A 14,998-nucleotide genomic window follows, 5' to 3' on the forward strand; every position below is an offset into this window, starting at 1 on the left:
CCCGCTTCGATACGTAGGATAATGCTTAAAAACAAATAAATAGAGCGGTTCCACGATTCCGTCTCAAACGTCAAATTCGAAAAATCCACTAGATACATATACTTGCTAGTGGTCTTTTTGATTCCAACATTTGCTCAGCGCGTGAACCGAGGGATGCAAATGTTGGAATCAGACCACTAGGTCAGGGGCAAGCGTGCGCAGATATTCCATCAGTTCACTTGCCGTATTGCTGGCGCGTTCCGGTTCGCGTGACACGATGGCCTCAATGAGCGCCGCATGGGCATTCGCTGAACCGGTGATGCTGGCCGAGGGCCGCAAACGGAACCAGAACCGGCGACTATGCGTCTGAAGCGGGGCCGCGAGACGGGTCGCATAAGGATTATTGGCCGCCGAGCCAAGCACGATGTCGAAAGCCTTGTCGGCATCAAGAAATGATTGCACATCTTCATTGGGAATTGCCTGCCGCATGGCGGCCGCTGCCGCTTCCAGCCGCTGATAGTCACGCGGGCTGCCGAAACGGGCGGCATCGCGCGCCAGCACACGCTCGACGCCTTCGCGGGCATCGAGAACCTTGGCGAAATCCTTGGGGTCGATGGGCGTGATCGCAATGCCGGAACGGGGGCGAACCTCCATCAGCCCTTCCCAGGCAAGCCGCTGAATGGCTTCACGCAGCGGCGTGCGGCCCATGCCCGTCAGCTCAATGAGCGTGCGTTCATTGACCACAGCTCCCGGCTCCAGCTCAAGCGTGACGACCATGCGTTCCAGCGTCTGATAGGCTTGCTCGGCAAGGCTTTCGCCGCCCAGGCTATCAATGGCGGGGATCGATTTGCCGGTGGCGCTCTTGATCGACCGTTCGCGGAGGCTCGTCTGTGTCATGTGGTCCAGTGTCTTCTATGATGGCAATTGACAGGAAACGATCCTACAAATATATCTCTGATATATCAATATCGACCAAGGTAATAGCCTTGCCGCACCCGTCCTCGCACTACCGGGTTTGAGCATAGTGTTATTCCGAAAATTTGTTGGACGGGGGATTTTCCCAATTTCAAAGTTAGCCTGATTTCGAACCAGCGTCGTGCCGGGCAGGGATCGATAGCGAATACGAAATCAGTTACCGGGAACCCGGTATTGACAAAGGCAGGGGCTCCATTCGTGATGACGCCTCGATCTGCATCGGTGGGGAGCCGCAAAAAGAATGAAATCTGATCCCAAAAATCAACAGAAAATGGGTCAGCAGGATATTGTTATCATCGGCGGCGGCATTGTCGGTTCTGCGACGGCAGCCTTGCTTGCCGAGGCCGGACGAAATGTCCTCGTCATCGATCGCACGGGCATCTGCGAGGAAACCAGTTCGGGCAACGCGGCGGCGCTTGCTTTTTCGGATATTCTGCCGATGGCGTCCAAGGGCGTCATGCGCAAGGTGCCGGGCTGGCTGATGGATCCGCTAGGGCCGTTTTCGATCCGCCCGTCCTATTTTCCGAAAATGGTGCCGTGGCTTTATCGTTTCTGGCGCGCCAGCAGCGCCGGGGCGCTGGAGAAAACCGCTGTCACACAGGCAAATATCATGCGGCTTGCGGAAAGCGAGATGCTGGCCCTGATCGACCGGGCCGGTCTGCGCGACCGCTTGCGGGAAGACGGCAATCTGGAGCTTTATGAATCCGAAGCGGAACTGACTGCCGCGTTGCCAAGCTGGGAAATTCGCGAGAAGGCTGGCATTGCGCACGAGCATGTCCACGGCGCGCGACTGGCCGAATTGCAGCCGGGCCTAAGCCCGCGCATTGTGGCGGGGACTTTCGTGCCCGGCTGGAAGAATGTCAGCGATCCGAAACTGTTCGGACAGGCCATCTGGGCCCATGCGGAGCGCCTCGGTGCGCGCTTCTCGAAAGCGAAGGTGACGAGCGCGCAACCGGCTGATGGCGGCGCGCGCGTGCGTCTTGAAGACGGCACGGAAATCAGCGCGAAGAACCTCATCGTGATGACGGGCGCCTTTTCGCGGGAATTCGCCAAGGGCTTTGGCGATGTCGTGCCGCTTGATACCGAGCGCGGTTACAACACCACGCTGCCGGTCGGTGCTTTCGATGTGAAGCGGCAGCTCACCTTCCCAAGCCATGGTTTTGTCATCACGCCGATGGCGACAGGCTTACGCGTCGGCGGCGCGGTTGAATTCGGCGGGCTTGATCTGCCGCCAAATTATGCGCGCTCCAAAGCTATGTTGACCAAGGCCTCCCGCTTCCTGCCGGGTCTCAAGACCGAAGGCGGACGCGAGTGGATGGGCTATCGTCCGTCCATTCCGGACTCTCTGCCGGTCATCGGACGGGCCTCATCTGGCGGCAATGTTTTCTACGGCTTCGGCCACGGCCATCTGGGGCTCACGCAATCTGCAGCGACGGCACGCCTCATCCGCGATCTGATCACCGGCGCGAAGCCTGCAATCGATATCGAACCATTCAAGCCTCAACGTTTTCGGAACTGACCATCATGGCAAGACATTCTTTTTTCTGCGTCGACGGACATACCTGCGGCAACCCAGTGCGCCTGGTGGCTGGCGGCGGCCCGAACCTCGAAGGTTCGACCATGATGGAGAAACGCGCGCATTTTCTGCGCGAGTTTGACTGGATCCGTACCGGCCTGATGTTCGAACCGCGCGGCCACGACATGATGTCTGGCTCGATCCTCTATCCGCCGACGCGCCCGGACTGCGATGTGGCGGTGCTGTTCATCGAGACCTCGGGTTGCCTGCCCATGTGCGGTCACGGCACCATCGGTACGGTGACCATGGCGATCGAGCAGGGCCTCGTGACACCGAAGACGCCTGGCAAGCTCAATCTCGACACGCCAGCGGGTCTCGTTGCCATCGAATATGAGCAGAACGGCCAGTATGTGGAGCGCGTGCGCCTCACCAATGTTCCGGCTTTCCTTTATGCGGAAGGCTTGGAAGTGGAATGCCCCGATCTTGGCACGCTCAAGGTCGATGTGGCCTATGGCGGCAATTTCTACGCTATCGTCGAGCCGCAGGACAATTACACCGACATGGCCGATTACAGCGCCTTGCAGCTGATCGCCTGGAGCCCTGTTCTGCGTCAGCGCCTGAATGAGAAATACAAGTTCCAGCACCCGCTGCTCGCCGATATCAATCGCCTGACGCATATTCTGTGGACCGGCAAGCCGACCAAGCCGGAAGCACATGCCCGCAATGCCGTGTTCTATGGCGACAAGGCCATCGACCGTTCGCCTTGCGGCACCGGCACATCGGCTCGCATGGCGCAGCTGGCCGCCAAGGGCAAGCTGAAGCCGGGCGACGAATTCGTGCATGAATCTATCATCGGTTCGCTGTTCCACGGTCGCGTGGAGCGGGCGGTGGAAGTCACGGGGCCTGAAACGGGCCAGGAAACCGTGTTGCCGGGTATTATTCCGTCAATTGCGGGCTGGGCACGCATGACCGGTTATAATACGATCTTCATCGATGACCGGGACCCTTTTGCTCACGGTTTCACAGTTGCATAAAAACGGGTACGGCTGGTCAAAAATGACCAGCCACCCTATTTCTTGCCTTTTGAGGCTTCGGGGAAAATATGGAATAACGCGCCCGTTTCGGTAGAAAAGGACGCATAAAGGGGCTTTTCATAGGGGACATAACCGGTTTGCGGAGAGATGAAGCAATTAGTCTTTTGTTTTAGACGAAAGGGCTTGCATTCCGTGATGCAGCCGTTAGGTGTAATCGACCGGGAAAAAAATGAGGGTGCACGAAATAATAATGCGCCAATAAGATTCCGGCTTGTAAAATGGGTGGCTTTTCGATGGAATATTTCCTCCAGCAGGTGATCAACGGGCTCGCGCTCGGTTCGATCTATGGCCTGATCGCCATCGGCTACACGATGGTCTATGGTATCATCGGCATGATCAACTTTGCTCATGGCGATGTCTTCATGCTCGGCGCCTTTATGGCGCTGATTGTTTTTCTCATCATCACAACTTTCATCGGGGCGCTGCCGATTGCGTTGCTGCTGCTTCTGATGATGGTGGTCGCTATGCTCATGACCGGCTTGTGGAGCTGGACGATTGAGCGCGTGGCCTACCGGCCGCTGCGCGGTTCGTTCCGCCTTGCGCCGCTGATCACGGCAATCGGCATGTCGATCGCATTGTCCAATTTCGTCCAGGTAACGCAGGGCCCGCGCAACAAGCCGGTTCCACAGCTTCTGAACGGCTCCTACAGCCTGTTCGGCACCGACGTCACGATTTCGCTGAAGCAGATCGTCGTGATCGTGGTCACCGCCGTGCTGCTGACGATCTTCTGGTACATCGTCAATCGCACGTCGCTTGGCCGCGCCCAGCGCGCCTGTGAGCAGGACCGCAAGATGGCCGCACTTCTCGGCATCAATGTCGACCGTGTGATTTCGCTGACCTTCGTGATGGGCGCCATGCTCGCAGCCGTCGCCGGTACGCTTTATCTGTCCTTCTACGGTGTGATTTCCTTCGCCGACGGGTTCATCCCCGGCGTTAAGGCGTTCACGGCCGCGGTTCTGGGCGGTATCGGTTCGCTTCCGGGCGCTGTTGTCGGCGGCCTGCTGATCGGTCTGATCGAAGCGCTCTGGTCGGCTTATTTCTCGATCGACTACAAGGATGTCGCGGCGTTTTCGATCCTGGCCATCGTGCTGATCTTCATGCCGTCGGGTATTCTTGGCCGTCCTGAAGTCGAAAAGGTGTAATCATGGCTGTACAGTCGAGTTCACGCCCGGATTCCCTTTTTGGCCGGGCCATTCGCGAGGGTATCGTCGCCGGTCTTCTGGCGCTGGGCCTCTTTATCCTGATCATCGGTTTCAAGACCGAGCAGAACATCAACAATGAACTGGTGCTGGTGCAGCGCTGGGGTGCACTGGCCGTCATGGTTGCGCTGGCGGCGGTGGGACGCTTCCTGTTCGTCGCCTTCCTGCAGCCGCAGCTGGAGGCGCGCAAGCTCGCCAAGAGCAGCCGGACGGTTGCCGCCACCGATGGCCAGTCATTCTTCCGCACCCATTTCTCCAAGCTCGGCGTTGCCTTCCTCTTTGCCTATCCGATCCTGATCGTTCTGGCGCTGGGCTGGCAGGGCTCGCTCAAATGGGTCGATAATTTCGGCGTCCAGATCCTCATCTATGTGATGCTGGCCTGGGGGCTCAACATCGTCGTCGGTCTCGCCGGTCTTCTTGATCTCGGCTATGTGGCTTTCTACGCGGTCGGCGCCTATTCCTATGCGATCCTGTCCAGCTATTTTGGCCTGTCCTTCTGGATGCTACTGCCCATGGCAGGCATTCTGGCCGCAACCTGGGGCATCATTCTAGGCTTCCCGGTCCTGCGATTGCGCGGTGATTATCTGGCCATCGTGACGCTCGCTTTCGGTGAAATCATCCGTCTGGTGCTAATCAACTGGACCGATCTCACCAAGGGCACCTTCGGTATTTCGGGTATCGCCAAGGCCACCTTCTTCGGTTTGCCTTTCAAGGCCGGCCCGGATGGTTTTGCCGCCCATATGGGAATTGCCTTCTCACCGGCGCATTACAAGTTCTTCCTCTATTACGTCATTCTGCTGCTGGCACTTCTGACCGCCTGGGTCACGATACGTCTGCGCCGCATGCCGGTTGGCCGTGCGTGGGAAGCGCTGCGTGAAGACGAAATCGCCTGTCGTTCGCTCGGCATCAACACCACGACCACCAAGCTCACGGCTTTTGCCACGGGCGCCATGTTCGGCGGTTTTGCAGGCTCGTTCTTCGCGGCGCGTCAGGGCTTCGTGAGCCCGGAATCCTTCGTGTTTCTCGAATCGGCGGTTATTCTCGCCATCGTGGTTCTTGGCGGCATGGGATCGCTCGTCGGTATCGCCATTGCTGCAATCGTCATGATCGGCGGCACGGAAATCCTGCGTGAAATGGGCTTCCTGAAGGCGATCTTCGGTCCCGATTTCACGCCTGAACTCTATCGTATGCTCATCTTCGGGCTCGCCATGGTGGTTGTCATGGTCTGGAAGCCGCGCGGTTTTGTCGGAAGCCGAGAACCAAGTGCGTTCCTGCATGAGAAGAAGATGGTGTCGGGTGCCTTTACCAAGGAAGGGCACGGCTGATGGCGGAGACAGCGAGAATGCCTGACAATGTTCAGAAAGACACTGTTCTTCAGGTTGAGCATCTGTCGATGCGCTTCGGTGGCCTTGTCGCCATCAACGATCTGAGCTTCGACGTGAAGCGTGGTGATATTACCGCGCTGATCGGCCCGAATGGTGCCGGTAAAACCACGGTCTTCAACTGCATCACCGGCTTCTACAAGCCGACTGGTGGCATGTTGACCATGCATCGCAATACGGGCGAGACTTTCCTTCTGGAGCGTCTTCCTGATTTCCAGATCACCAAGCAGGCCAAGGTGGCGCGCACCTTCCAGAATATTCGCCTGTTTTCGGGCCTGACCGTTCTGGAAAATCTACTGGTCGCGCAGCACAACACGCTCATGCGCTCGTCGGGTTACACGGTCCTTGGGCTTCTCGGCCTGCCGGGTTACAAGAAGGCCGCCAAGGAGGCTATCGAAAAGGCACGTTACTGGCTGGAAAAGATCAACCTCACCGCACGTGCGGATGATCCGGCTGGCGATCTGCCCTACGGCGATCAGCGCCGTCTGGAAATCGCCCGCGCCATGTGCACCGAGCCGGAAATCCTCTGCCTCGACGAACCGGCAGCAGGTCTCAATCCGCGCGAGTCGGCGGAGCTGAACAAGCTTTTGCTCGATATCCGCAAGGAAACGGGAACCTCGCTCCTGCTGATCGAGCACGATATGTCGGTGGTGATGGAAATTTCCGACCACGTGATCGTGCTGGAATATGGCACCAAGATTTCCGATGGATCGCCGGAAGAAGTCCGCAACGATCCGCGCGTCATCGCCGCTTATCTCGGCGTGGATGACGAGGAAATCGCCGAGCTGATCGATGAGGCCGACAAGCCCGGTACGGGCGATCCGGCGGATTTCATCGCGACCCAGCTTGCCGAAGAAGCGATCGAGCAGGAAAAATCGGCGGAAGTCGTGCAGTTCGCCGGTGGACTGGCCGCGCCACGCGATGGCAAGGCCGACAACCTGACGCTCGTCAAGGGCATCGGTGCGGTCAACGAGAAGAAGCTGAACGAGCACGGCATCTATCATTTCGATCAGATCGCCGCGTGGTCCGAGGCCGACATCAAGCAGGCCGAAACCTATCTGGAATTCGATGGCCGCATCGCCCGGGAAGACTGGGTGGGGCAGGCGGCGCAATTGGCCGCCGGTCAGGCGACCGAATTCTCGAGCCGCGTCGAAGCCGGTGATGTTCCGACGAGCCACAAGACCACTCCCGCAAAGGCGCCGCGCAGCCGCAAAGCTCCGGCCAAGCCGAAGAAGGGAGGCGAATGATGCAGGCTGAAACCATGCAGAAAAAGCAACCGCTTCTGGCTGTTGAAAAAGTCGAGACCTATTACGGTAACATCTGTGCGCTGAAGGGCATCGACCTGACGGTGGACGAAGGTGAAATCGTAGCCCTGATCGGCGCCAATGGTGCTGGCAAGTCCACGCTGATGATGACGATTTTCGGTTCGCCGAAAGCGCGCACCGGTCGCATTCTCTTCAACGGCAAGGACATTACGTCCATGCCGCCGCATGAGATTGCGAAGCTGCGTATCGCGCAGTCGCCGGAAGGGCGTCGCATCTTCCCGCGCATGACGGTTCTGGAAAATCTCCAGATGGGCGCGAGCCTCGACAATCAGCAATACTTCGAAGAAGACGTGAAGCTGATGTTTGACCTGTTCCCGCGTCTCAAGGAGCGTATCAGCCAGCGCGGCGGTACGCTGTCGGGTGGTGAGCAGCAGATGCTGGCCATTGCCCGTGCGCTGATGGCGCGTCCGAAGCTTCTGCTTCTCGACGAGCCGTCGCTTGGTCTCGCACCGCTGATCGTCAAGCAGATCTTCGAGGCAATCAAGGAACTGAACCGCACACAGGGCCTGACGGTGTTTCTCGTCGAGCAGAACGCATTCGGCGCGCTCAAGCTCGCCGACCGCGGTTATGTGATGGTCAACGGGTCGATCACGATGAGTGGTTCGGGCCGCGATCTTCTGGCTGATCCGGAAGTGCGCGCCGCCTATCTCGAAGGCGGAAGGCATTAAGGAGGAAATCATGCAGGGTATTCTCTACGAAGAACCGTCTTTCTGGCTGTTTTTCCTCATTACGTGTCTTCTCGGCGGCTGGGCTGCCTGGATGACAGGCCGCGCCTGCGCGCAGACCTGGCGCAGCCTGCCGCAGCTGCTGGTCTATCTGATCCCGCTGGGCGCTGCGGTGCGTTTCATCCACTTCGCGCTGTTTGAAGGCACGCTGCTCTCGCTGCACTATTATCTGGTGGACACGATCGTGCTGATGATCATCGGTGCGATCGGGTTCCAATATACGCGCACCAAACAAATGGTGCGGCAGTATGGCTGGCTTTATGAAAAAGCTTCGCCGCTGAGCTGGAAAGCAAAATAATTCGAAGCTTCGCCGTTCGCGGCGGAGCTTTTTTTACAAGATCACGTTGACAGTATCATGATTCAGCGTAGATATTGCTGAGTATTCAGCAAGATAATAATGCGATGCAAAACGTCGTATCGGGGTAAATACAAGGATGGGAGTTCCAAAAATGAAGAAGTATCTTTTTTCGGGCGTGGCTCTTGCTGCTGTGATGGCTTTTGGTGGCTCTGCATGGGCTGATGTACTTCTGGGCATCGGTGCGCCGCTGACCGGCCCGAATGCCGTTTACGGTGCGCAGATCCAGAAAGGCGCCGAAGCTGCTATCAAGGAGATCAACGATGCCGGCGGCATCAACGGCGAGAAGATCGCAATCACGCTCGGCGACGACGTTTCGGATCCGAAGCAGGGCATTTCGGTGGCTAACAAATTCGCTGCCGATGGCGTGAAATATGTTGTCGGTCACTTCAACTCGGGCGTTTCGATTCCGGCTTCGGAAGTTTATGCCGAAAACGGCATTCTCGAAATTTCGCCTGCTGCAACCAACCCGGTCTATACCGAGCGCCAACTGTGGAACACGTTCCGTACCTGCGGCCGTGACGACCAGCAGGGTATCGTTGCCGGTCAGTACATCTTCGACAACTTCAAGGATGCGAAGATCGCCGTCATTCACGACAAGACCCCCTATGGTCAGGGTCTTGCCGATGAAACCAAGAAGAAGCTCAATGAACTCGGCACCAAGGAAGCCCTTTATGAAGGCGTGAACGTCGGCGAAAAGGACTTCTCGGCGCTGATCGCCAAGCTCAAGCAGGCTGGCGTGACGGTTGTCTATTGGGGTGGCCTGCATCCGGAAGCTGGTCTGATCATCCGTCAGATGGCTGACCAGGGCCTCAAGGCCCAGTTCATCTCGGGCGACGGTATCGTGTCGAACGAACTGGCTTCGATTGCTGGCGACGCTGTTGCCGGTACGTTGAACACCTTCGGCCCGGATCCGCGCAACAACCCGGACAACGCCGACCTCGTCAAGAAGTTCCGCGACGCTGGTTTCGAGCCGGAAGCCTACACGCTTTATTCCTATGCAGCTGTTCAGTCGCTCGCTCAGGCCGCCAAGGCCGCGGGCAGCAACGACCCGCAGGAAGTTGCCAAGGCGCTGAAGGAAAAGGGCCCGTTCAAGACCGTGCTCGGCGATATTTCCTATGACGAAAAGGGCGATCCGAAGCTCCCGGGCTACGTCATGTACAAGTGGGAAAAGGGCGCTGACGGGAAATACACCTACATTCAGCAGAAGTAAAAACGCATTATTATTGCGTCAATGGAGAATGCCCGGTCATCGTGCCGGGCATTTTTCTTTTGTTTGCTAATATAAAATCTTAAAAAACAGAATGGTCTGATTGAGCGCGTTGATCTTGAGGGGGGGCAATGCGCGCGCAATTTTCTGTAAAAAATGTATTTAAAAACAGTGTATTATAACATTTCCGATACTCGACCTATTGTTGAATGACCTCCGTCGCATGACCTCATGCGAAAAACGCCGAAAGTTGAGGATTTCTACGCTTTACTTTTACGTCTCTGCGATTTTACCTAGCAAGGTGATTTTGCGTAGTGTGATTCTCTACGTTTAATCTCGCCTTCTGGGGAGGAGGCCGGTCATGCGGGCGGAGGTGCTTCATTTTCCCCCAAACTGCACCCGAAACGGGAATGCGGAATAGCCGGTTTCTTTCGACATAAAGAGACAGGGCAGTGCCGGTTCAGTTGGCAATGCTCGAAGTGGGAGTAATCGAAATGAAGAAGTCTTTGTTCTGCGGCGTTTGCCTTTCGGCTCTGGTCGCTTTTGGCGGCGCAGCCTTTGCCGATGTCATGCTCGGTGTTGGCGCGCCTTTGACCGGCAGTCAGGCCGCATTTGGCGAGCAGATCAAGCGTGGTGTTGAAGCTGCTGTCGCGGAAGCCAATGCCAAGGGTGGCATGAATGGCGAAAAGATCAGCATCGTTTATGGTGATGATGCCGCCGATCCGAAGCAGGGCATTTCGGTTGCAAACAAGTTCGTTGGCGATGGCGTTCAGTTTGTCATCGGCCACTTCAATTCCGGCGTCAGCATTCCGACATCGGATATCTATGCCGAAAACGGCGTGCTGATGATCGCACCGGGCACCACCAACCCGACCTTTACCGAGCGTGAACTGTGGAACACCTTCCGCACCTGCCGTCGTGACGACCAGCAAGGCATCGTCGCCGGAAAATACATGGCCGACCATTACAAGGATGGCAAGGTTGCGATCCTGCACGACAAGACGCCTTACGGTCAGGGCCTTGCCGACGAGACCAAGAAGTCGCTCAACGAGAACGGCATGAAGGAAACGCTTTATGAAGGCGTGAATCAGGGCGACAAGGATTTCTCGGCGCTGATTTCCAAGATGAAGGCCGCAGGCATCACGGCTGTCTATTGGGGCGGCATGCACCCGGAAGCTGGTCTTCTGATCCGCCAGATGGCCGATCAGGGCCTCAAGGCGCAGTTCATTTCGGGTGACGGTATCGTTTCCAACGAACTGGCTTCGATTGCGGGCGATGCGGTGGCTGGCGTCATGAACACTTTTGGCCCGGACCCGCGCGACGACAAGGCGAATGCAGACCTGATCAAAGCTTTCCGCGACAAGGGTTTTGAGCCGGAAGCTTATACTTTCTATGCCTATGCCGGTGTGCAGTCGCTGGTCAGCGCCGCCAATGCAGCAGGCAGCAACGATCCGCAGGAAGTTGCAACGGCGATGAAGGACAAGGGGCCGTTCAAGACCGTGCTGGGTGAAATCTCCTTCGACAAGAAGGGTGATCCAAGCCTGTCGCCTTACGTCATGTTCGAATGGCGGAAGGGTGAAGACGGCAAGTATAATTACTTCCAGAAGTAATTCTGCCTGATATATTGGCATAAATTGCTATAAAATTAATCAGAATGCCCGGCTTTTAGCCGGGCATTTTGTTTTTAATTGGTGGTTGCACAGTTTGTTTGCGCTTGATCATATTGCAAGGTAAGCAATGGCGCCTTCGTCTTTGCAGTTAGGGAGATCTGCCTTGCCTATCAGGAAAATTCTGGTCGCCAATCGATCTGAAATCGCAATTCGCGTATTCCGCGCCGCCAATGAGCTGGGGCTCAAAACGGTGGCCATATGGGCCGAGGAGGACAAACTTTCCCTGCATCGCTTTAAAGCGGACGAGAGCTATCAGGTCGGTCGTGGACCGCATCTGGCGCGCGATCTGGGGCCGATCGAAAGCTACCTGTCGATCGACGAGATCATCCGCGTCGCAAAGCTTTCCGGTGCCGACGCCATTCATCCGGGCTACGGCCTGTTGTCGGAAAGCCCGGAATTCGCCGAGGCCTGTGCCGAAAACGGCATCATCTTCATCGGTCCGAAGCCGGAAACCATGCGCCGTCTCGGCAACAAGGTTGCAGCGCGCAATCTGGCCATCGAAATCGGCGTGCCGGTGGTGCCAGCCACCGATCCGCTGCCGGACGATATGGAAGAGGTGAAGAAGCTTGCGGCACAGGTAGGCTATCCCGTCATGCTGAAAGCCAGCTGGGGTGGCGGCGGTCGCGGCATGCGCGCCATTCGTTCCGAAGCCGATATCGCCCGCGAGGTCACGGAAGCCAAGCGTGAAGCCAAGGCAGCCTTCGGCAAGGACGAGGTCTATCTTGAAAAGCTCATCGAGCGCGCGCGCCATGTCGAAGTGCAGATTCTGGGCGATACCCATGGCAACGCGGTGCATCTGTTCGAGCGCGACTGCTCCATCCAGCGCCGCAACCAGAAGGTCGTGGAGCGGGCGCCTGCGCCTTATCTCAACGATGCGCAGCGTCAGGAACTAGCCAATTACGGCCTGAAGATCGCCCATGCCACCGATTATATCGGCGCGGGTACGGTCGAATTCCTGATGGATGCCGATAGCGGCAAGTTCTATTTCATCGAGGTCAATCCGCGCATTCAGGTTGAGCATACCGTCACAGAGCAGGTGACGGGCATCGATATCGTCAAGGCGCAGATTCATATTCTGGAAGGTGCCGCCATCGGTACGCCGGAATCGGGTGTGCCGCGCCAGCAAGACATTCGCCTCAACGGCCATGCGCTGCAGTGCCGTATCACGACGGAAGACCCGGAACAGAACTTCATCCCCGATTACGGGCGCATTCAGGCTTACCGTTCGGCCTCGGGCTTCGGCATTCGCCTTGATGGCGGCACGGCCTATTCGGGCGCATTCATCACCCGCTATTACGATCCGCTTTTGGTGAAGGTCACGGCTTCGGGCGCGACGCCGCTGGAAGCCATCCGCCGTATGGACCGCGCGCTGCGTGAATTCCGTATTCGCGGCGTGGCGACGAACCTCACCTTCCTCGAAGCGATCATCAATCATCCGAAATTCCAGTCGAACGACTATACGACGCGGTTTATCGACACCACGCCGGAACTGTTCGAGCAGGTGAAGCGGCAGGACCGTGCCACCAAGCTTCTGACCTATATTGCCGATGTGACGGTCAACGGCCATCCTGAAACCAAAGGTCGCGCTAAGCCGGCTAAGGATGCTGCAAAACCACGCGTGCCATGGTTCGGCGATACGCCGGTTGCGGACGGCACCAAGCAACTTCTGGACAGTCTCGGACCGAAGAAGTTTGCCGAATGGGTACGCAATGAAAAGCGCGTTCTGGTCACCGATACGACCATGCGCGACGGTCACCAGTCGCTGCTGGCCACCCGCGTGCGCACCTATGACATTGCGCGCATCGCCAATACCTATGCGCAGGCTTTGCCGAACCTTTTCTCGCTGGAATGCTGGGGCGGCGCGACCTTCGACGTTTCAATGCGCTTCCTGACGGAAGATCCGTGGGAACGTTTGGCGCAGGTGCGCGAGGGCGCGCCGAACCTTCTCCTGCAAATGCTGCTGCGCGGCGCCAATGGCGTTGGCTACAAGTCCTATCCCGACAATGTGGTGAAGTATTTCGTGCGCGAAGCCGCGCGCGGCGGCATCGATCTGTTCCGCGTGTTCGACAGCCTCAACTGGGTTGAGAACATGCGCGTTTCGATGGATGCGGTGCTGGAGGAAAACAAGCTCTGCGAAGCAGCCATCTGCTATACGGGCGATATTCTGAACCCGGACCGGGCCAAATACGACCTGAAATATTACGTCAATCTGGCGAAAGAGGTCGAAAAGGCAGGCGCGCATATCATCGCGGTCAAGGATATGGCCGGTCTTTTGAAGCCCGCCGCTGCACGCGTCCTGTTCAAGGCGCTGCGTGAGGAAACCGATCTGCCGATCCATTTCCACACCCATGACACGTCCGGCATTTCCGCCGCGACAGTGCTGGCTGCGGTGGACGCGGGCGTTGATGTGGTTGATGCGGCGATGGATGCCTTGTCCGGCAACACTTCGCAGCCTTGCCTCGGCTCCATCGTGGAGGCGCTGCATGGTGCCGAGCGCGATCCGGGGCTTGATCCTGAATCGATCCGCCGCATCTCGTTTTATTGGGAAGCGGTGCGCAATCAATATGCGGGCTTCGAAAGCGATCTCAAGGGGCCGGCTTCGGAAGTCTATCTGCACGAAATGCCGGGCGGGCAGTTCACCAATCTGAAAGAACAGGCGCGTTCGCTGGGCCTCGAAACCCGCTGGCATGAAGTGGCGCAGGCCTATGCCGATGTGAACCGGATGTTCGGTGATATCGTCAAGGTCACGCCGTCCTCCAAAGTGGTGGGCGATATGGCGTTGATGATGGTCAGCCAGGATCTGGACGTCAGCGATGTCGAGAACCCGTACAAGGATATCGCCTTCCCGGATTCGGTGGTTTCGATGATGCGCGGTGAACTGGGGCAGCCGCCTTCGGGCTGGCCGGCAGCACTTCAGAAGAAAGTACTGAAGGGCGAAAAACCGTTCACCGTGCGTCCCGGCTCGCTGCTGGCCGCTGCCGATCTCGATGCGGAGCGCAACGGGTTCGAAGAAACCGTGGGCCGCAAGATCACCGATCAGGAGTTCGCTTCGGCACTGATGTATCCGAAAGTGTTCACGGATTTCGCAGCCGCGCAGGAAACCTACGGCCCGACAAGTGTTCTGCCTACGCCGGTTTATTTCTACGGCCTCAAGCCGGAAGAAGAAGTTTTCGTCGATCTGGAGCGTGGCAAGACGCTGGTGATCGTGAATCAGGCGATGAGCGAAACCGACGAGAAGGGCATGGTCACCGTGTTCTTCGAACTGAACGGCCAGCCGCGCCGCATCAAGGTGCCGAACCGCGCCAAGGGTGCCTCCGGCGGTGTCCGTCGCAAGGTGGAAACCGGCAATGACAAACAGGTCGGCGCGCCAATGCCGGGTGTCATCTCGACGGTCGCCGTTACCAACGGTCAGAAGGTTTCGCAGGGTGATGTGCTGCTTTCCATCGAAGCGATGAAGATGGAAACGGCAATTCATGCCGAGCGCGATGGCGTCATTGCCGAAGTGCTGGTGCGCCCCGGCGAGCAGATCGATGCCAAGGATCTCCTGGTCGTCTATTCGGAGTAATTC

11 protein-coding genes are annotated in these 14,998 nt (G+C 57.6%); 10 read left to right on the forward strand and 1 reads right to left on the reverse strand.

All coding sequences use genetic code 11. The features are described from left to right. Positions 1–168: 168 nt before the first annotated feature. On the reverse strand, positions 169–876 hold the full coding sequence (locus QLQ11_RS10225) for a GntR family transcriptional regulator (protein ID WP_371835871.1): 708 nt from the start codon (positions 874–876) through the stop codon (positions 169–171). A gap of 319 nt (positions 877–1,195) precedes the next feature. Here QLQ11_RS10225 and QLQ11_RS10230 point away from each other — a divergent pair, with 319 nt between their 5' ends. The 10 genes from QLQ11_RS10230 (at position 1,196) to pyc (ending at position 14,995) form a co-directional block, all read left to right on the forward strand. After that, complete coding sequence (locus tag QLQ11_RS10230) at positions 1,196–2,473, forward strand: FAD-binding oxidoreductase (RefSeq protein WP_109369811.1); 1,278 nt, start codon at positions 1,196–1,198, stop codon at positions 2,471–2,473. Between the two features lie 5 nt (positions 2,474–2,478). After that, positions 2,479–3,504 carry a 4-hydroxyproline epimerase gene (locus tag QLQ11_RS10235; RefSeq protein ID WP_109369810.1) on the forward strand — a complete coding sequence of 342 codons (1,026 nt, stop codon included), beginning with the start codon at positions 2,479–2,481 and terminating at the stop codon, positions 3,502–3,504. A 293-nt stretch (positions 3,505–3,797) separates the two neighbouring features. After that, positions 3,798–4,706: a branched-chain amino acid ABC transporter permease gene (locus QLQ11_RS10240; protein ID WP_109370318.1), complete on the forward strand. Its 909-nt coding sequence runs from the start codon at positions 3,798–3,800 to the stop codon at positions 4,704–4,706. Positions 4,707–4,708: 2 nt separating this feature from the next. Continuing rightward, a complete protein-coding gene (livM, locus tag QLQ11_RS10245) occupies positions 4,709–6,088 on the forward strand; it encodes a high-affinity branched-chain amino acid ABC transporter permease LivM (RefSeq protein ID WP_109369809.1) in 1,380 nt (459 codons plus the stop codon). Between the two features lie 17 nt (positions 6,089–6,105). Next, on the forward strand, positions 6,106–7,392 hold the full coding sequence (locus QLQ11_RS10250; RefSeq protein WP_371831116.1) for an ATP-binding cassette domain-containing protein: 1,287 nt from the start codon (positions 6,106–6,108) through the stop codon (positions 7,390–7,392). Further along, the gene (locus tag QLQ11_RS10255) at positions 7,392–8,138 is read left to right on the forward strand and encodes an ABC transporter ATP-binding protein (protein WP_109369807.1); all 747 of its coding nucleotides are present in this window, start codon (positions 7,392–7,394) and stop codon (positions 8,136–8,138) included. Before QLQ11_RS10250 ends, QLQ11_RS10255 begins: the two co-directional genes overlap by 1 nt. 10 nt (positions 8,139–8,148) lie before the next feature. After that, positions 8,149–8,493, forward strand: a complete 345-nt coding sequence (locus QLQ11_RS10260; RefSeq protein ID WP_109369806.1) for a DUF6867 family protein — start codon at positions 8,149–8,151, stop codon at positions 8,491–8,493. Between the two features lie 151 nt (positions 8,494–8,644). Then, complete coding sequence (locus tag QLQ11_RS10265) at positions 8,645–9,763, forward strand: branched-chain amino acid ABC transporter substrate-binding protein (RefSeq protein ID WP_109369805.1); 1,119 nt, start codon at positions 8,645–8,647, stop codon at positions 9,761–9,763. A gap of 491 nt (positions 9,764–10,254) precedes the next feature. Further along, positions 10,255–11,370, forward strand: coding sequence for a branched-chain amino acid ABC transporter substrate-binding protein (locus tag QLQ11_RS10270; RefSeq protein WP_109369804.1), 1,116 nt, complete (start codon positions 10,255–10,257; stop codon positions 11,368–11,370). 127 nt (positions 11,371–11,497) lie between these two features. Further along, positions 11,498–14,995: a pyruvate carboxylase gene (gene pyc, locus QLQ11_RS10275; protein ID WP_109369803.1), complete on the forward strand. Its 3,498-nt coding sequence runs from the start codon at positions 11,498–11,500 to the stop codon at positions 14,993–14,995. The last annotated feature ends 3 nt before the right edge of the window (positions 14,996–14,998 follow it).

This window comes from Ochrobactrum sp. SSR, from assembly GCF_030067775.1.
In the GTDB taxonomy this organism is placed as follows: Bacteria; Pseudomonadota; Alphaproteobacteria; order Rhizobiales; family Rhizobiaceae; genus Brucella; species Brucella teleogrylli.

What these genes read in the sequence shown, in the direction of transcription:
- livM (WP_109369809.1), top strand. Translation starts at nt 4,709, where the DNA reads ATGGCTGTACAGTCGAGTTCACGCCCGGATTCCCTTTTTGGCCGGGCC.
- QLQ11_RS10270 (WP_109369804.1), top strand. Translation starts at nt 10,255, where the DNA reads ATGAAGAAGTCTTTGTTCTGCGGCGTTTGCCTTTCGGCTCTGGTCGCT.
- pyc (WP_109369803.1), top strand. Translation starts at nt 11,498, where the DNA reads ATGGCGCCTTCGTCTTTGCAGTTAGGGAGATCTGCCTTGCCTATCAGG.
- QLQ11_RS10235 (WP_109369810.1), top strand. Translation starts at nt 2,479, where the DNA reads ATGGCAAGACATTCTTTTTTCTGCGTCGACGGACATACCTGCGGCAAC.
- QLQ11_RS10260 (WP_109369806.1), top strand. Translation starts at nt 8,149, where the DNA reads ATGCAGGGTATTCTCTACGAAGAACCGTCTTTCTGGCTGTTTTTCCTC.
- QLQ11_RS10255 (WP_109369807.1), top strand. Translation starts at nt 7,392, where the DNA reads ATGCAGGCTGAAACCATGCAGAAAAAGCAACCGCTTCTGGCTGTTGAA.
- QLQ11_RS10225 (WP_371835871.1), bottom strand. Translation starts at nt 876, where the DNA reads ATGACACAGACGAGCCTCCGCGAACGGTCGATCAAGAGCGCCACCGGC.
- QLQ11_RS10265 (WP_109369805.1), top strand. Translation starts at nt 8,645, where the DNA reads ATGAAGAAGTATCTTTTTTCGGGCGTGGCTCTTGCTGCTGTGATGGCT.
- QLQ11_RS10250 (WP_371831116.1), top strand. Translation starts at nt 6,106, where the DNA reads ATGCCTGACAATGTTCAGAAAGACACTGTTCTTCAGGTTGAGCATCTG.
- QLQ11_RS10240 (WP_109370318.1), top strand. Translation starts at nt 3,798, where the DNA reads ATGGAATATTTCCTCCAGCAGGTGATCAACGGGCTCGCGCTCGGTTCG.
- QLQ11_RS10230 (WP_109369811.1), top strand. Translation starts at nt 1,196, where the DNA reads ATGAAATCTGATCCCAAAAATCAACAGAAAATGGGTCAGCAGGATATT.